The following is a 17,380-nucleotide window of genomic DNA, read 5'->3' as shown; positions in this document are numbered from 1 at the left end:
ATATATATGCTTTGAGTATTTATTAATTAAATGGGTATGACTAAGTCAGTTTCTATTTGATTCCAGCAAGTATTAAAGGAGTGATTATTTGCACACATTATCTTCTGTGGAGGAACTCAGGGAGCTGAATCCATTCATAATAATAGGCTGTGGTGGCGGAGGAGAAAAATTCGCAAACTTTGAGGGTGTTGAGGCTGTTGGATTCGTTGATGACGACCCAAAAAAACATGGGACTGATTTTTGCGGTTTTAAGGTGTCATCAAGCCTCCTTGACTTAATAGAGGAGACAGACGCCCGTAGTGTTGCCATCATGCTCCCCATAGGTGCCGAGGGCACAGCCCTCAAGTACGCTGTCCAGGCAATAAATGAGGGCAAGAACGTTGTCACATCCTTCAGATCACTCCCACTATCCGAGAACACATCACTCATCAAATTCGCTGAAAGGATGAATGTGAAGATAAAGGAGATAAGCCCCAGACTCGATAACATAAGGAGAATATTTGGAGTAGCCCCTCCACGCTGCACCGAGATACTCCCCAAGATAAATTACAGGCATAAGGCGCCTCTCGTATTTGTAGGTGGAACCTCACAGGAATGCGGTAAGCGCACAACCACAAGGCTGCTGGGGAAGGAGGCCATTGAGAGGGGTCTTGAGGTGGGCGTGATATCAACCGATGAGATGGGCCTTGAACAGCCAGTGGACATAAACTTCCGTGCGGGCAGTCTTTCGGTGATGGATGTTGCAGCTGCCCTCATGGGGTCAGTCAGGTACATTGAGGAGGAGAAGAACCCTGACATCATATTCATAGAGGGCCAGTCCAGTCTGACTGAAATGGGGAACCCCCATCCCAGGGGTTTGTCGGCCTCGATACTCATAGGGGCAATGCCAGATGTCACGGTACTCTGCCACAGACCAAACCATCCCTACAGAAAACCTCGAGGAATAAAAGAGGAGATAAGGGCCATAGAGGCACTCGAGCCAACAAGGGTTATAGCTATTTCCTTAAATTTAAGAAACATTAATGACAGATCCATAATGGAGGAATATGAAAACCGCTTCGGACTTCCTGTTGTTGATGTTAAAAATGGGGGGGCATCACGGTTGATGGACGTCATCATGGATTACATAGGGGAGATTTAGTTGAGGGATATCCTGGAAATGCTGAAAAAAAGTGTCGGGCTGGATGAGGAAGTGAGGGAATCTGAGGAGACAGAGACGATAATAGTGCCGGAACATTCATTCTATGAGATAATTCTCCTTAAGGCAGGATCCCTGGGGGATGTGGAGGACGCCCTTTCTCAGGTGACCGAAGAGAAAAATCCGGTTATACTTGACTTAACCGAAATTCAGAGGGACAGTCCCGAGGACTTCAAAGCCGTCGGTGAACGTATAAAGGATCTGAGGGAGAACCACGGCGCTGAAGCCATACTGCTCTGCAATAAGGAGAAGAACGTTGTTATAATAACTCCAAGGGAAATCAAACTCATCAGGAAGGGGTAGTGAAATTAATGGAGCTTCCGATCACCAAACCATCAAAGATATCCTACGGTGATGAAATAGACTTCACGGAACTTCTTGAAAAACTTGCCAGAGATGAATACAATGGATTCATAAGGGTTACACATGCATCGGATGAGGGTTACATCCTCTTCAGGGATGGATCACATGTTGCAGCATCCTATGGACGCTTCATGAAGGGGGAGGCTCTTGATAGGATAATGGAGGTGGCTGATAAAACAGACACCCTCATAGAACTGTTTGACCTTAAAAGGTCACAGCTGGACTATCTCATTGATATAAACAAGATCTACAGAATCGAAGAGGCTGTTGATGAGATAACTGAAGTTGAAGTGCCAGAGGTTGAGGAGGAGTCCTACTTCAACCCCAGGGAGGCAAGCTACAGGCAGCCATTAAACCCCCCGGAAGCGGAAGCTGAAAAGGAGGGACATGGTGAGGTCGAGGTTCGTGAGGGGGCTCTGAATTCAGCAACAGATGTTCAGGTAGAGGTTAAACAGGATGCGAATTCAGATTCTGACGTTTCTGTAGGGACTGATGTTAATGCGGGTGCTTCTGATTTAACAGACGATACTAACATGGAGGAAGCACCATTAACAGAATCCTCTGAGGTTTCACAGGGTCCAGAAGTATCTTCAGAGGAGATTGAAACTCCGGAAGAGTCTGAAGAGCCCAGAAAACCCCTCAGCAGGGACGAGTTAATGAAAAAGTATGGCCTCAGGGATATTGCTGAAGAGGAAGTTGAAAGGGTCCTTGAGACATATAAGGGGGGCGCAATCACAGATATAGATCCCGAGAGGGTTGAACTCACCCTGATGAATAAGATAAAGATGTCAATACTTGGAATACCCAGGATAAAGGGTGCTGAGGTCATAGTATTCCTTGACAACGCCTATGACCTCCGTGGAAAGATAAAGATAATGGTTGAACATGAGGGTAAGGGACTGTTCTCAAGGATAATGGGAGACTCCGGTGAGGAGGACAAACTCAAGTTCCACATCATGGACATAGTCGAGATGGAGCTCAGGAAGACCTTCAGGGATTTCCCTGAGATTGTGGATAACTTTGAGGTGAGTATTGAGATACGCTGATGGTCGAAGACCAGAGGTTAACCGATTCGGGTACCCATCCAGATTGGAATTGTGTCCTATCTGGATATAACCACTTTACATGAACTCCTGAATGTCAGATTAGGGTAATGAAAAGGACGATGCGTGTAACAATATTTATACTGGAATGACCGACTATTATCTGGAGGTATTGGAATGACAAGAGTGATTACAGTCGCATCAGGTAAGGGAGGTGTGGGGAAGACAACCATCACTGCAAACCTTGGTGTTGCGCTCTCAACCTACGGTGAAAGAGTTGTCGTTCTTGACGCTGATATAGCAATGGCGAACCTTGAACTGATCCTTGGGATGGAGGGGAAATCAGTTACCCTCCATGATGTTCTTGCAGGTAATGCTTCAATCGAGGACGCTGTTTATGAGGGACCAAACGGTGTGAGGGTTGTCCCGGCGGGTATATCCCTTGAGGGTCTGAGGAATGTTAAGCTTGACCGCCTGGAGGACGCCCTGGCCTACCTCATAGAGGATACCGACATACTCCTCATAGATGCCCCTGCGGGACTTAAAAAGGACGCTGTAGCAGCCCTTGCAGCTGCAGATGAACTTCTCCTTGTCACAACACCTGAGGTACCATCAATAAGTGACGCCCTTAAGACAAAGATCGTCGCAAGTAAACTGGATATAAATATAATAGGTGTTGTTATAAACCGTGAACAGTACGATAAGACCTTCCTGAGTGTTGATGAGGTTGAAACAATACTGGAGGTCCCTGTAATTGCGGTGATACCGGATGACCCTGAGGTAAGCCGTGCAGCGGCCTTTGGTGAGCCGATAGTCATTAAGAATCCAAAGTCCCCTGCAAGTAACGCCCTCATGAAGCTTGCAGCAGACCTCATTGGCGAGGAATACCAGCCAATTGAGCCTAACAAGCAGGGGGTTATTGCAAAACTCATAAGCGGTTTAATGGGGCGGAGATGATCACCCCCCCTGGTGATTTATTTTGATGCATGTTGTCAGTGTCGGGACCTGCAACATGGACTTCATCTTCAGGGTGCCGGAGTTTGTTGAACCAGACTCTGAGATGTACATAGACGACATCCACATCATCCCAGGGGGTTCCGCACTTAACTTTGCTGTCTGGCTCTCAGCCCTTGGTTTCAGTTCAGGTATAGTGGCTGTCACGGGCAGAGACGTGTACGGGGAAATAATAAGGTCAAGACTGGAATCAGAGGGCGTATCCACAAGTTGTCTCTCTGTGGTTGAGAGGCCTACAGGCATGGCCTTCATATCGGTTGATGGTGCTGGTAGGAGGTCAATCTATTCATACATGGGGGCCAATGCAGAACTTGAGATCGGAACACTTGAGGAAAGGTGTATCAGGGCCGCGGATGCTGTTCACATCAGCGGATGCTACGTTGAAGTTGCACATACTGTTGCCAAAATCAGGGAGCTCTCATTCAGTCCAGGCGGCCTTCTGGCATCCTATGGCCTTGATGTCCTTGAACCTGTCCTCAGGAGGACAGAGGTCCTATTTCTGAATGATGATGAACTTGAGGTTCTTACTGGCTCCCGTAAATCCGGGATTTCCAGGTTGCTGGATCTCGGTGTCGATAACGTTGTTGTAACCCATGGACCGGGTGGTGCATCCTTCTTCTCAGCAGACCACTCCCTTGAAATGAAGGTTGAGGATGCTGGGGCCATCGACACAACCGGTGCAGGTGATGCCTTTGCAGCGGGTTTCATGTCAGAATGGCTCAGGGGATCTGAACCATCACAATGTCTCAGGGGAGGCCACAGAGTAGCCCTTAATGTGATTTCGAGGTTCGGGGCCCTTTAGTGGTTCTCAGCATAGTTTTCAGGAGGTTAAATCTTCAGGATATCTTTGATATTCTCCCGGGACACCCTCCTTATCTCTCTCCTCCCGAAGCCCTCCATCCTCATCCGGTGAACTGTCCTCGGAACAGAAAGGGGGTCCGATGGTGCTGAGCTCATGTCACTGTTCAGTACGAATCTTTCGGTCCCATATTCCCTGAGAATATCCACGGCTTCGCTGGGAGTGAGCTTTTCAGGCTGCACGGTGAGGCCGAGTATGCATTCAGTTTCAATCAGATCGGGGAGCACATCCATGTTGACATGCTCAACCACAGCCCTATCCTCATCAATGTTCTCTCCTATCAGATCTACTATCCGGGGGGTCACCTCTGGCTTCCCGGTGCGGGGGGTGTGCACAATAACAGGGAATCCCAGTTCATCTGCCATCTGCAGCTGCTCTACGAACACCCTTTTTTCAATTTCTGACCCTGAATCAAGACCTATCTCACCCACAGCAACCACAGATGGATTTTTAAGGAGGCCAGGAAGTTCTTCAAGGACCCTCCCATGGTCCGGGGGTATGGCCCGCGGGTGTATCCCCAGCGCCACGTGGAGTTTGAGGCCTCTGGAGGACGCCCTTCCGGGCTCGACCATGAGAAGCCTCCTGAGGTGTGCAAGGATAACATCTGATGATAGGGCCTCAAGGGGGTCATGGGCGCATGTTACGGCTTCCTCAACACCACTCACAGCCATCAAATCAAAATCCTCAATGGGTCTTGTATCTGCATGTATATGACTGTCTATCAGCTCAACTCCTCCCGTTCAGTTCTATCAAAAATATTTAACTCTGGAGGATATAACTGTAGTGAGAGGAGTGATGCATGCATGGATGGTGAGATACTCACGGATGTATATGAATATCTTTATGATGACATTCAGTTCATCCTGAAATCAACGGTAAGGTTCAGGATAATAGCATCCCTACTTGAATCACCGAAAACCTTTGATGAGATAAGGGGGGAAGTTAATGTAAGCTTGCCAGCACTCTACAGTAACATTAGACTTCTTATTGATGAGGGTTCAGTGAGGTTGAGGGGGGAGAGGTACAGTCTCACCCCTGAGATGAAACTCATGGGACTCTCTGCAATGAAACTAATTGATTCTGTGAGGGTCATAAATGGCCTTGAGGATATATGGCTTGACCATGATATAAGCGGGATCCCCCGGGACCTCCTCGAGGATATTGACTGGCTCATCAATTCAGAACTAATAATGGCATCACCTTCAGATATATACCGGCCCCATAACACATACAGGGAACTCATAAGGGGATCCAGTGAGATATACGGTGTTTCACCCATATCCCACAGGGACCTCATAGACATATATGAAGGATTCCTTGAGGAGGGTGTACCCATTGAACTTGTTTTAAGTGACGGTGTTATAAGGGAAATGGTTTTAAATGCGAGCTTCAGCCTCCTAAAGACAGCCATTAAAAACAGAAACCTCAAGGTAAGACGTTTTGCCGGTGATCTGAAGGTTGCTTTCACGGTAACCGATAAGTTTCTCTCACTGGGCCTATTTGATAGGAACGGTTTTTATGACCAGAACAGGGATATCATGAGCACGGACAGGAGGGCCATTGAGTGGGGCCATCGTCTTTATGAACATTATCGTGAACGATCAGAGAAGCTTGGCCTAAGGAATATTACCGGGATAATGCTTTCCATATAAAATTATGAATTTCAGTGTGCTGGTGGATTCAAGGAAATCAAACTTCAAGGATAATGCTTTCCATATAAAATTATGAATTTCAGGGAGATCTTTCGGGTAAGCTGACTTACGGTGGAGGGATGGAATGAAATTTAAACATGATGAGCTATCGTCAAGTTATGAATATGATCTTCAGGATCTGGCTGAAATCAAGTTTCTCACTGGCTCACGTGTGAGGTCAAGGATAATATTCTCCCTTATGGATGGTGAAAAATCTATTTCTGATATCAGGGGGAGTATGATGGCTCCAGATTCAACCATAACCCATTCCTTAATGGAACTGGAATCAAAAAGAGTGGTTGAGAGGAGTCAGGATGCCTGCAGATTGACGTCGAAGGGGAAACTTATGGGTGCAATCCTTTCAAGGTTCATAGCCTCAATGGACGCAGTCAGGCTTCACAGGGACTTCTGGAATGAACACTCAATAGTTGGCATACCAATGGAATTTCTAATGAGGATAAATGTATTCAGGGACGCCTACACTGTCGAAGCCACCCTAAGTAACCTTGAGGAGCCATATGCAACCTATCTGGAGATGCTGGATAACTCCACCCACCTCAGGTCAATGCTTTCCATTTGTCTTCCCCGGCACACCGATGCTATAGGCAGTTTCCTTGAGAGTGGAGGGGCAGCTGAACTCATACTCACACATGAAAGCTACCCTGTATTCATCAGGGAATCAGCCGGCATGAACATTAAGGAGGCCATGGATTCTGGTCTTCTAAGGATAGGAATCCTTGAGGAGAAACAGGAAATATCATATATGGTCTCCGACACCTTTTTTTCAATGAGTCTGATGAGGGAGGATGGACATGACCCCGCAGGAACAAGGGTCATAATTGGCCACGCTGATGAACTCCTGCGGTGGGGTAACGACCTCTTTGATTATCACTGGGGCCTCTCTGCAGCTCTGGACAGTGAGATGCTGGGTGTTAACCTGGATGAGGTGGTCCCTGCAGAGGAATGATTTATCCCCTGAGTTTTTCAAGTGTTGGGACCAGTTCCTCGATCTTCACACGCACCTGACTGCAGTCATCACGCTTCCGGAGGGTCACTGTACCATCCTCAAGGGTCTCATGGTCCACTGTAACTGCAAATGGAACCCCTATCTCATCTGCACGGGCATATCTCCTCCCTATTGTTCCCGATGAATCAAATTCAGCGATAAAACCTGATCTTCTGAGGTTTCTCTTTATATTAAGGGCTTTTCTCACCATCTCCTCCCGGTTCACCAGGGGAAGAACGGTCACCTCAACTGGTGCGACGTGGGCAGGGAGACGGAAGTAGGTCCTCTCCCCATCATCCACAAGTGAGTGCAGGAGGAGGGTGTAGATTATACGGTCAATACCAAAGGAGGGTTCTATGACATGGGGATACACCTTCCTTCCCGTCACAACTTCCTCAACATCCTCAAAGGTGACATCACCGGGGAGTATTTCGAATTCACCCTCAAGGATGAACCTTCCCTCCTCCTCAAGGGCCCTCTCCATTTCCTCCACATCAACCTCACTGAGGGCGCTGGCTATCCTGGCGGCATCCTTACGGAACCTTGGCCCAAGTCTACCCATGTCCGGCCTGACAGCACGTTTCTTAATCCTCCTGGGTTCATCATATTCTATGAAGACCCTGAGGTCCTCTCCGCTGTGCTGGCTGTGGGACCTGAGATCATAGTCGGTCCTGTCAGCAATCCCGATGATCTCTATCCACCCATAGGAATCTGTAAACGCCTCAACGTCCCAGCAGTCAATTGCATAGTGGGCCATTTCAGATGGAAGGTGCTGTCTGAACCTGAGGGCCTCCTCAGGGATGCCTATATCTGTCAGGAATCTTTTTGCAAGGCATAGATGGTATGTGAGGACTTCACTCGAAATTACACCATCTTCAAGGGCCTCCAAGGCCGTCATATCCACGGGCCCGGAATCTTCAATCTGTCTTTCGGCAGGGTACAGCCGGAGGGTGTCATTCTTAACCTCCTCAAAGTCGGGGTGTGTCTTGTCCTCAGGGTCCACGAATATCTCTGCCTCTGCCTGTGTGAATTCACGGAGCCTTATAACTCCCTGTCTGGGGGATATCTCGTTACGGTATGATTTACCAAGCTGGACAACGCCAAAGGGCAGACGGTTCCTGAAGAACCTCAGGAGCCTCTTGAAGGGTATGAATATGCCCTGAGCTGTTTCAGGCCTGAGGTACCCTGTCTTCTTACCCCTGGCCCCTATGAGGGTCTGGAACATGAGGTTGTAGCTCCAGACATGGGTCAGGTGTCCTCCACACCTCGGGCACCTTATGCCCTCCTCTGATATGATCTCTGTGAGTTCCTGGTTCTCAAGACCCTCAACGTCGCGTCCGGTGGCATCCTCAATGATATGATCGGCACGGTAAACATCCATACATTCCTTGCACTGGGTCATGGGGTCATTGAAGTGGTCTACGTGCCCAGATGCCTTGAGGGCCTCCTCTGGCATTATTGTGGGGGACTCTATCTCATAGAAGCCCTCCCTGACAACATAGAATTCACGCCATCGGTTCATTATCTTGTTCTTGAGTATCGCACCCAGTGGACCGTAGTCCACAAAACCCGCGACACCTGAGTAAATTTCAAATGAAGACCACAGGAAACCTCTTTTCCTTGCAACTGTCATGGTTTTTTCATGGTTCACATTAATCACTCCCTAAAGTCTGGAGTTTTTTATCTCATAGTCATCCTTTATTCTGCTTGTCTGGGGCCTTGTCTGGCCGATGTACTTGCTGTCACGTGAGGGGTGCCCGTAGGGTCTCTCTGCTGGAGACGTCATTGTCTCGAATACTATCTGGCACACCCTCTGTCTGGGGTAAAGCGCAACGGGCATCTTACCTATATTGGATATTTCAAGGGTTATCCTTCCATGGAAACCAGGGTCTATGTACCCTGCTGTTACATGCATGGTTATACCCAGCCTCCCGATGGATGAACGGCCCTCAACCCTCGCAACAAGGTCATCAGGGAGACCTATATATTCGTGGGTCGTTGCAAGGGCGAACTCACCCGGATGTATTATGAAGGGACCGTCCTCAACATGGAATGTCTCCATATATGACTCTATATCTGAGGGATCCTTCGGATCAATGCAGGGTTTCCTTATAACCCTGAATCCCTTAAATTCATTACCTATCCTGAGATCAATCGATGAGGGCTGTATCTGTCTTTCAGGGTCATCAAGGGGGTCTATGGTGATGAGACCATCCTCGATGTACCTCTTTATGTCACGGTCACTGAGTATCGCCATTAAAACATCTCCTATCTATTCTCTGCTGTTATCCTCCTTCTTAACCCGGATTTCACCGGGGTTTTCTACGGAATCAGGGATGCCGCTGCTGTTACCGACACCCACAATGAGGATGGATTCTGCATCCGATTCAGATAGTATTCCCCTTATCTGGTCAAGGGCAGCCTCACAGCCCTTCAGGACGTCCTCTGTCATCTGAACCATCGCCTCCTCAGGTGACATCTTTATTATGATGGAGTGGGTCCTCTTTTCCAGCGCCATGTTCTCTATGAACCACTTCTCAACACCTGAGCCGCCGATGGCCACACCCATCCCGCAGGCCACAGCCCCGGTCTTCTCACCCTCAAGCTTTGCAGCGGCATCGACCATTATTATCTCATCAAATTCATCCCTGGCAAGGACATCCTCCAGGGCCTTTATTATCATTCCGAGCCTTGAACCGGTGCCCATGGGCCTCAAGATGCCAACATCCTTCCCCATAAACCTCTTTTTAACGTAGACCATTTCATGGAGGTACTCCCTGGGGTCACGGTCATCTATCAGCATCCCGGCTGTGAGGGGACCTGCACCATCACCGATGGGAAGGGAGGAGGATATGGCCCTGCAGCCGTCCATGTAGGCCCTAGCGGTTCTCATGATCAGTCCAAGGTTCATCTGGAGCGCCACAAGGACCTGGAGGTTCCCGGTTTTCCTTGCAACTTCAAGGTTGTGCCTGAGGAATTTGAGTATCCCCCTCATTCCTGCAGCAACCCTGATGCACATAATGATGTTAGCCCTCCTTTCAGTATCAGCGGCGGGCGGAAATTTTTCAACAAGTTCCCGGAGCCTCATATCACCCATCTCGAGGAGCCTCCGGTATTTATCTGCCAGTCCTGATGGGTCTATATCCGATGGGGGGATTATGAAGAATTCAAGGTAACCATCAAGGCTAGTGACGTCTTCAGCACCTGTTAGTTCTGCCAGTATCTTCAGGGCCTTCTCATCCATATCCTCCAGCTCGGTTATGGCCCCCTCAATGGCTGAGAAGATCCTCATCCTGACGATGGCAGGGAGCAGTATGATTAGGAGGATAAATAAAGCCATACCAAGGATATCAAGCATGCTGAAGGGCATAGAGAACCACCATCAACCTTTGATGCTATTCTTTATTCTCCTGAGCACTCCCTTAAGTGTGTGGGCCTCCCTTGCGGTTATGAAGGCCCTTCCGGTGATGTTCCTGAATACCCTCGAGGCAACCCTCCGCTTATGTTCCGGGATGTCAATCAGTGAGAGTATATCATCCATTTCATCCAGGAGAAGACCCTTCTCAAGGCCAGAAGCCTCTTCAAGGCCCTCACATCTGAATTTCCTGTTCCTGAACAGTTCATAGAATATTATGGCTGCGGCATGTGTTATGTTCATTATGGGGTACTCCTCTGAGGTAGGTACACTCACAACCATGTCGCACATGCCTATCTCTTCATTGGAAAGGCCGTCACCCTCGCGTCCGAATAGTATGAAGGTCCTTGAGGAGGGCCTGATGGCATCTGCAAGCTGGGAGGGTCTGAGGGGGATCCTGTCCACATTGTAACTGCCACCCGGCACACCGGTGGTCCCCACAAGGAAGTCAGGCTCAAGGGAAGTCATCATCTCAGGCAGGTCCCGGTAAATAAGGGCGCCCTCCACGATGTCCCTTGCATGCATCGCTTGGTAGTAGGCTTCATCCTCAAGTTCACATGGGTTTATGAGAATCAGGGTCCTGAGACCAAAATTCTTCATGGCCCTTGCAAGGAAACCGATGTTTCCAGGGGTTTCAGGTTCGACGAAGACAACGCTGATGTTTTCTGCCAGCAGTTCAGTGGCTTCCATGTATCTCTCCACCCTTCAATCAGAATAGGCGAGGTCCAGCAGTTCAAGTATGTTCATGACCCTGACATCACCCAGACCCGCCAGTTCAAGGGAGTCCCTTATATGTAGCTGACAGAAGGGGCATATCGTCACAACAGCGTCGACGTCGAGGTCGCGTATCATATCAGCCTTCTTCCTGCCGAGGGCCTCTGCCACCTCTGGTTTACCAGACTTCACACCTCCACCTGATCCACAGCACTGGTCGGGCTTTTCCATTTCAACGAATTCCAGACCAGGTATCTTCCTCAGGATCTCCCTGGGTTCCAGTTCCACTCCCTGTCCCCGCTTGAGGTGGCATGGGTCATGGTAGGTCACCCTCATATTGACTGGCTTCATTTTGAGGGTGTCGATCCTGTCTGCAAGGAATTCGCTTATATCGAGGACGTTCAGTTTAACACCGTAGCGTGGATAGTCCTTCTTAAGGGTGGCTCCGCAGCCAGCACAGACGGTTATTATGGTATCATAGTCCTGCAGGGCCCTCCTGTTCTTCTCAACGAGGTCCTCAACGATGTCAACCTGCCCTGTCCTTATCATGGGGGATCCGCAGCAGACCTGCCCCTCCGGGACGTCAACATCAAAGCCGTGTTCCCTGAGAACCCGGAGGAGTGCCATTCCCACCTCCGGCATCCGGTAATCCACGAGGCAGCCGGTGAAGAAACCTATCCTTGACCCAGGGGTTTCACCGACTGATTCAATGAAGCCGTCCTTTATCCTGTCAACGGATCTTCCTGTTTCTGATATGAGTTTCCTGATCCTTCTGTGGGCATCGAGGGGTCCGGCACCCTCTCTGCATGCCATAGCCCTCAGTTTCTCAATGGCATCACCTGGCACATTGAGTTCCTTGGGGCAGACCTCTGCACATTTACCGCAGGTTGTACAGCAGTAGAGCCCTTCATCCACACCCTCCCGTGCCCTGTCAGCGGTGTCACGGGGGTCGAAGGCGAACTTGGAGAGGTACCTCATAAAGTAGGGCCCCGCGTACTCTGCACTCTCCTTTATAACCGGGCATGAGCTTATGCAGGAGAAGCATTCAATACATCCCCTCAGCTTTTTGGAGTCCAGGTAATCCTCTGGTTTGATCCTCTGGATTCCCTCAGATGATGACTGGAGGTATAACTGCATTGACCTGACCTTCTCCTCTATTTCTCCACGGTCGACCATAAGGTCCTTTATAACTGGGAGGTCGATGGGTTCTATGATGGCACCATCTTCCACCTCAGCGCGGCATGCCAGCACAACTTCCCCATTCATCTTAACAGCGCATGAACCGCACTGCCCTGCCCTGCAGGAGCTCCTGAATGCAATATTGGCTCCATGAATTTTATTTATGAGTTGAAGGGCGTCAAGGACCTTCATGTTCTCCTTTGAGGGTATTTCATAACTTTCAAGGTGTGGTTCCTCATCCACGCCTGGCTCAAATCTTAAAACCCTGATATTTATCATTTCCATCTCCATGCTGACTCATATGAAAAACTTCAGAAGGAACTGAATTTTAATTGTTGATTAACACATATTAAGGTTTGTGCCTTCAACTGATAAACTTTTAAACAGTACAGACAGATGTATTCTGGAAGTCCCTGCTAAATCTCTGAATGTGCCATCCCGGCTCCAGGCTTCATGGATACTGAACATGATATGGGTATCGGCCCCATGCCACCACTGAAGAACTGTTCAGAGATTATCAGATCAGGGCGGGAAGATCACTGTTCATCAAACTAACCGGATTCAGTATGTGAAGATCCACATGAAAAAGGTGATTTAATGGAACTGGAGGATATCCTTAACGCCAGAAGGGGCGATAAACTCTTCTTACTTGGTAACGAGGCTGCTGTGAGGGCAGCGATAGAGTCTGGGGTGGGGGTTGCAAGCACCTACCCTGGAACACCATCATCTGAGATAGGTAATGTACTCTCAGGGATTGCGAAGAGGGCGGGCATGTACTTTGAATTCTCTGTGAATGAAAAGGTGGCCATGGAGGTGGCTGCAGCTGCAGCAGCCTCAGGTGTGCGATCATTCACCTTCATGAAACATGTGGGCCTTAACGTGGCCTCTGACTCCTTCATGAGCACAGCCTACACAGGTGTGAGGGGCGGCATGGTGGTTCTCACAGCCGATGACCCCTCCATGTTCTCATCCCAGAACGAACAGGACAACAGACACTACGCCCGACTTGCATGTGTACCCCTCCTGGAACCATCAAACCCCCAGGAGGTGCTTGAATTCATGAACCACGCCTTTGAACTCTCAGAGGATTATGGTCTCCCGGTCCTCCTGAGGACAACAACCAGGGTATCCCACATGAGGGGAGTGGTTGAGGTGGGCAGCAGGATGCATGAACCATCAGAGGGGTTCTTCAGTAAGGAACCGGAACGATTTGTACCGGTACCGGCCACTGCCAGGGTGATGCACAGGAAACTTGTTGATAAGATGAGGGAACTGAGGATACGTGCCGATGAATCAGAACTCAACCGAGTATTCAATGGGGGCAGTGACTCAGACCTCGGGGTGGTGGCATCAGGGGGGGCCTTCAACTATGTATACGATGCCCTTGACTCCCTTGGCCTTGAATTACCCATACTCAAACTCGGATTCACCTATCCATTCCCAGCAGGGCTGGTGGAGGAGTTCCTGTCAGGCCTTGAAGGGGTCCTGGTTGTGGAGGAGGTTGACCCGGTAATGGAGAGGGAGGTCCTTGCAGTGGTGGGATCCGCCCGCCTGGACGTGGATGTCCATGGAAAACTTGACGGCACACTCCCTGAGATATATGAGTACAACGAGGACATACTCCGAAAAGCAATATCAGAGCTTACAGGCGCACCTTCAGCTGAAAAGGAATCTTATGTTCCTGAAATACCTGAAAGACCCCCCTCACTATGCCCTGGATGTCCTCACAGGGCGGTCTACTATGCAGTTAGGAGGGCTGCTGATGAATTGGGCCTACCAGAGGATGAAATCGTATTCCCTACAGATATAGGGTGCTACACCCTTGGAATAGAGCCACCATACTCTGCAGCCGATTACCTCCTGAGCATGGGCTCGAGCATAGGAACCTCCTGCGGATTCTCGGCTGCAACCAGCCAGAGGATAGTCTCATTCATAGGGGACTCCACCTTCTTCCATGCAGGCATACCTCCCCTTATAAATGCGGTGCACAACAAGCATAGATTTGTGCTGGTCGTCCTCGATAACAGGACAACAGCCATGACTGGTGGCCAGCCACATCCGGGTCTACCCGTTGATGGGATGGGCAATGAGGCCCCTGAGATCTCCATTGAACAGATAGTGAGGGCATCTGGAGTGGAGTTTGTGGAGACAGTGAACCCCATGAACATAAAGAGAACATCAGAAACAGTTAGACGCGCCCTGGAGCATGAATCAGTGGCTGTGGTGATCTCAAAGTATCCATGCATGCTCTCATCTGGAGCTGTCCGTGGAAGGGCAATGGCTGTTGATGAGGAGAAATGTGACCTTTGCCTGGAATGCATAATGGACCTTGCCTGCCCGGCAATGGTGACCCTTGATGGGAAGGTCTTCATAGACCCCCTCAAGTGTAGGGGATGCAGTGTATGTCTCCAGATATGTCCAGCAGGAGCCATAAAACCGGAGGGAAAAGGATGAACTACAATATCTACGTCTGTGGTGTGGGCGGCCAGGGCATAATAAAGACCTCTGTCATAATCGGTGAGGCCGCCATGAAAGGGGACATCAACGTCGTTATGAGTGAAATACATGGCATGGCCCAGAGGGGAGGGTCGGTCTCAACTGAGATAAGGATGGGTGAAGTTCATGGATCCATCATCCCTGATGGAGAAGCAGACCTTGTGCTGGCCTTCGAACCACTTGAGGCCATGAGGGCCCTTCCAAAGATGTCTGAAGAATCAGCGGTCATTATGAACACATCAATTATACCTCCCTTTAACCTCATGAGGAGCCAGCACCCCTATCCCCCACTGGATGAGATAATCTCAACCCTTGAGGATAGGGTGGGGAGTGTGAGGGGATTCAATGCAGAGGAAATTGCACTGAGGGCGGGTCACATACTATCCCTCAACATGGTGATGCTTGGAGCTGCAGCAGCCACCCCCGGATTCCCCCTCGAATCTGAGGCACTGATCAGCTCCATGAGGGATAACCTGCCACCAAGGCTGATTGACGTGAATTTGAAGGCTTTCAGGGAAGGATTCAAGGCCGCAGCTGAGGTCTGAGTGCTGTGCGGCTGGTATCCGGGAAGGGATTTAGAGGATGAGGATGTCCTCTGATGAGAGCACAGGTATGCCTGCATCCTCAAGGGCCCTTATGCCCTCATCCACATCCTCTGTCCTTATGACCACAACGGCCTTCTCACCCTTCTTCTCAACGAAGGCATAGATGTATTCAACATTTATGTCATGGTCTGTGAGGACTCCAAGTATTCCATCAAGGCCGCCTGGTTCATCCGGGACCTCCACGGCTATCACATCGTTGACCCTCACAACGAAGTTTCTCTCCTCAAGGGCCCTCCTGGCCAGGTCAGGGTCTGAGACTATCATCCTGAGTATTCCGAACTCGGATGTGTCTGCAATTGAAAGTGCCCTGATGTTGATGCCCGCCTCCGAGAGGGCGTGGATGGCATTCTTCAATCTTCCCTTCCTGTTTTCAAGGAATACAGATATCTGTTTCAGTTTCATTCAAAACACCTCTTTGAGCCTCTCTCACTTCATGGTTTTCAGTCAAATTTCCTCTTATCTATGACCCTGATGGCCTTACCCTCACTCCTGGGAAGACTTCCCGGCTCCACAAGTGTCACGTTAACCCTGAGGCCGATCTCACTGTGTATATGTTTCTCTATCATCCTCTTAGCCTCTTCAACATGTTTAACCTCATCTGAGAAGAGATCAGGGGATGCCTCCACCTGTACCTCAAGTTCATCAAGGAACTCGGGCCTTGTTACAACTATCTGGTAATGGGGTTCCAGTCCCTTTATCTTGAGGAGGGCCCTCTCTATCTGTGACGGGAACACTATAACACCGCGGATCTTGAGCATATCATCGCTTCTACCAGTTATCCTGTCCATCCTTACAAGGGTGCGGCCGCATCCACATTCACCGCCTCTGAGGGCCGTTATATCCTTGGTCCTGAACCTGAGGACTGGCATGCCCTCCCTTGTGAGTGTTGTAAGCACTAGTTCACCCTTTGTCCCATGGGGGAGCTTCTCCCCGGTTTTTGGGTCTATTATCTCAGGGTAGAAATGGTCCTCTGCAATGTGGAGACCCCTCTTCTCGGTACACTCCATTGCGACACCGGGACCTATTATCTCTGTGAGGCCATAGATGTTAAGGGCTGTGAGGCCCAGCCTTTCCTCTATGGTTTTCCTCATCTCCTCGGTCCACATCTCTGCACCGAATATCCCTGATTTCAGGTTCAGTTCACTGATATCCACACCCTCCTTCTCAAGGACCTCTGCAAGGTAGAGTGCATAGGATGGAGTGCATGTTATCACTGTGGTGCCAAAGTCCTGCATGATCTCAATCTGGCGCTTGGTGTTACCCGCTGAGATGGGGATCACCGTGGCCCCGATCTTCTGGGCGCCGTAGTGAACACCCAGACCTCCGGTGAATAGCCCGTAGCCGTAGCAGTTCTGTATACGGTCCTTCCTTGTGGCCATCCCCATTGTCAGGGCCCTCGCCATAACCTCAGACCATATTTCAAGGTCCCTGCTGGTGTAACCTGATACAACGGGTTTACCTGTTGTCCCTGATGAGGTGTGAACCTCCACTATCTCCTCATCGGGTACTGCGAACATGCCGAAGGGGTAGGCCTCCCTGAGATCATTTTTGGTGGTGAAGGGGAGCTTCTCTATGTCATCAAGGGTTTCTATATCCTCCGGAAATACTCCTGCCTCGTTCAGACGCTTATTGTAGTAGGGCACGTTTTCGTAGGCTCTTTCAACTGTATTCTGGAGCCTCCTGAGCTGCAATTCCTGTTTTTCTTCCTGACTCATACATTCGGCTTCAGGGTTCCATATCATTTCGATCTCCTTCGATGAGCTTTCTTGTTTTTTCTGTCTCTAAAGACTTATATGT

At 49.6% G+C, this 17,380-nt stretch carries 17 protein-coding genes; 9 read left to right on the top strand and 8 right to left on the bottom strand.

Going from position 1 to position 17,380, the window contains the following annotated elements:
* The first annotated feature begins 88 nt into the window (after positions 1–88).
* From DNK57_RS07610 to DNK57_RS07590, 5 genes are all read left to right on the top strand, one after another.
* Positions 89–1,141, top strand: coding sequence for a DUF1611 domain-containing protein (locus DNK57_RS07610; RefSeq protein WP_192962377.1), 1,053 nt, complete (start codon positions 89–91; stop codon positions 1,139–1,141).
* The gene (sepF, locus tag DNK57_RS07605) at positions 1,142–1,501 is read left to right on the top strand and encodes a cell division protein SepF (RefSeq protein ID WP_192962376.1); all 360 of its coding nucleotides are present in this window, start codon (positions 1,142–1,144) and stop codon (positions 1,499–1,501) included.
* An 8-nt stretch (positions 1,502–1,509) separates the two neighbouring features.
* The gene (locus tag DNK57_RS07600) at positions 1,510–2,607 is read left to right on the top strand and encodes a DUF2226 domain-containing protein (RefSeq protein WP_192962375.1); all 1,098 of its coding nucleotides are present in this window, start codon (positions 1,510–1,512) and stop codon (positions 2,605–2,607) included.
* Positions 2,608–2,781: 174 nt separating this feature from the next.
* On the top strand, positions 2,782–3,561 hold the full coding sequence (gene minD / locus DNK57_RS07595; protein ID WP_192962374.1) for a septum site-determining protein MinD: 780 nt from the start codon (positions 2,782–2,784) through the stop codon (positions 3,559–3,561).
* Between the two features lie 25 nt (positions 3,562–3,586).
* On the top strand, positions 3,587–4,420 hold the full coding sequence (locus tag DNK57_RS07590) for a carbohydrate kinase family protein (protein WP_226891246.1): 834 nt from the start codon (positions 3,587–3,589) through the stop codon (positions 4,418–4,420).
* A 26-nt stretch (positions 4,421–4,446) separates the two neighbouring features.
* On the opposite strand, the gene DNK57_RS07585 is transcribed toward DNK57_RS07590, so the two are convergent.
* Positions 4,447–5,187 carry a TatD family hydrolase gene (locus tag DNK57_RS07585; RefSeq protein WP_320056898.1) on the bottom strand — a complete coding sequence of 247 codons (741 nt, stop codon included), beginning with the start codon at positions 5,185–5,187 and terminating at the stop codon, positions 4,447–4,449.
* A gap of 93 nt (positions 5,188–5,280) precedes the next feature.
* Here DNK57_RS07585 and DNK57_RS07580 point away from each other — a divergent pair, with 93 nt between their 5' ends.
* Together DNK57_RS07580 and DNK57_RS07575 are read left to right on the top strand one after the other, a co-directional pair.
* A complete protein-coding gene (locus DNK57_RS07580) occupies positions 5,281–6,129 on the top strand; it encodes a helix-turn-helix transcriptional regulator (RefSeq protein ID WP_192962372.1) in 849 nt (282 codons plus the stop codon).
* Between the two features lie 124 nt (positions 6,130–6,253).
* Positions 6,254–7,135 carry a helix-turn-helix transcriptional regulator gene (locus tag DNK57_RS07575; RefSeq protein WP_192962371.1) on the top strand — a complete coding sequence of 294 codons (882 nt, stop codon included), beginning with the start codon at positions 6,254–6,256 and terminating at the stop codon, positions 7,133–7,135.
* 1 nt (position 7,136) lies between these two features.
* On the opposite strand, the gene glyS is transcribed toward DNK57_RS07575, so the two are convergent.
* From glyS to tfrB, 5 genes are read right to left on the bottom strand one after another with little or no spacing between them, the layout of a single operon-like run.
* A complete protein-coding gene (gene glyS / locus DNK57_RS07570; protein WP_192962370.1) occupies positions 7,137–8,825 on the bottom strand; it encodes a glycine--tRNA ligase in 1,689 nt (562 codons plus the stop codon).
* Positions 8,826–8,837: 12 nt separating this feature from the next.
* Entirely contained in the window at positions 8,838–9,431 is a 594-nt protein-coding gene (gene dcd / locus DNK57_RS07565) for a dCTP deaminase (protein WP_192962369.1), read from the bottom strand.
* 15 nt (positions 9,432–9,446) lie between these two features.
* Entirely contained in the window at positions 9,447–10,544 is a 1,098-nt protein-coding gene (locus DNK57_RS07560; RefSeq protein ID WP_192962368.1) for a DUF1512 domain-containing protein, read from the bottom strand.
* Between the two features lie 12 nt (positions 10,545–10,556).
* Positions 10,557–11,279 carry a TrmJ/YjtD family RNA methyltransferase gene (locus DNK57_RS07555; RefSeq protein ID WP_192962367.1) on the bottom strand — a complete coding sequence of 241 codons (723 nt, stop codon included), beginning with the start codon at positions 11,277–11,279 and terminating at the stop codon, positions 10,557–10,559.
* A 15-nt stretch (positions 11,280–11,294) separates the two neighbouring features.
* The gene (gene tfrB, locus DNK57_RS07550) at positions 11,295–12,761 is read right to left on the bottom strand and encodes a fumarate reductase (CoM/CoB) subunit TfrB (RefSeq protein ID WP_192962366.1); all 1,467 of its coding nucleotides are present in this window, start codon (positions 12,759–12,761) and stop codon (positions 11,295–11,297) included.
* A 318-nt stretch (positions 12,762–13,079) separates the two neighbouring features.
* Here tfrB and iorA point away from each other — a divergent pair, with 318 nt between their 5' ends.
* Both iorA and iorB read left to right on the top strand, forming a co-directional pair.
* Complete coding sequence (gene iorA, locus DNK57_RS07545; protein ID WP_192962365.1) at positions 13,080–14,936, top strand: indolepyruvate ferredoxin oxidoreductase subunit alpha; 1,857 nt, start codon at positions 13,080–13,082, stop codon at positions 14,934–14,936.
* Entirely contained in the window at positions 14,933–15,523 is a 591-nt protein-coding gene (gene iorB, locus DNK57_RS07540) for an indolepyruvate ferredoxin oxidoreductase subunit beta (protein ID WP_192962364.1), read from the top strand. Before iorA ends, iorB begins: the two co-directional genes overlap by 4 nt.
* 30 nt (positions 15,524–15,553) lie before the next feature.
* Here iorB and DNK57_RS07535 read toward each other — a convergent pair whose 3' ends face one another.
* Together DNK57_RS07535 and DNK57_RS07530 are read right to left on the bottom strand one after the other, a co-directional pair.
* Complete coding sequence (locus DNK57_RS07535) at positions 15,554–15,985, bottom strand: ACT domain-containing protein (protein ID WP_192962363.1); 432 nt, start codon at positions 15,983–15,985, stop codon at positions 15,554–15,556.
* Positions 15,986–16,023: 38 nt separating this feature from the next.
* On the bottom strand, positions 16,024–17,325 hold the full coding sequence (locus DNK57_RS07530; protein WP_192962362.1) for a phenylacetate--CoA ligase: 1,302 nt from the start codon (positions 17,323–17,325) through the stop codon (positions 16,024–16,026).
* Positions 17,326–17,380: the final 55 nt, after the last annotated feature.

The organism is Methanothermobacter thermautotrophicus, from assembly GCF_014889545.1.
In the GTDB taxonomy this organism is placed as follows: domain Archaea; phylum Methanobacteriota; class Methanobacteria; order Methanobacteriales; family Methanothermobacteraceae; genus Methanothermobacter; species Methanothermobacter thermautotrophicus_A.
Note: the sequence above shows the minus strand (reverse complement) of the source record. Positions and strands in the feature narration are given on the sequence as shown.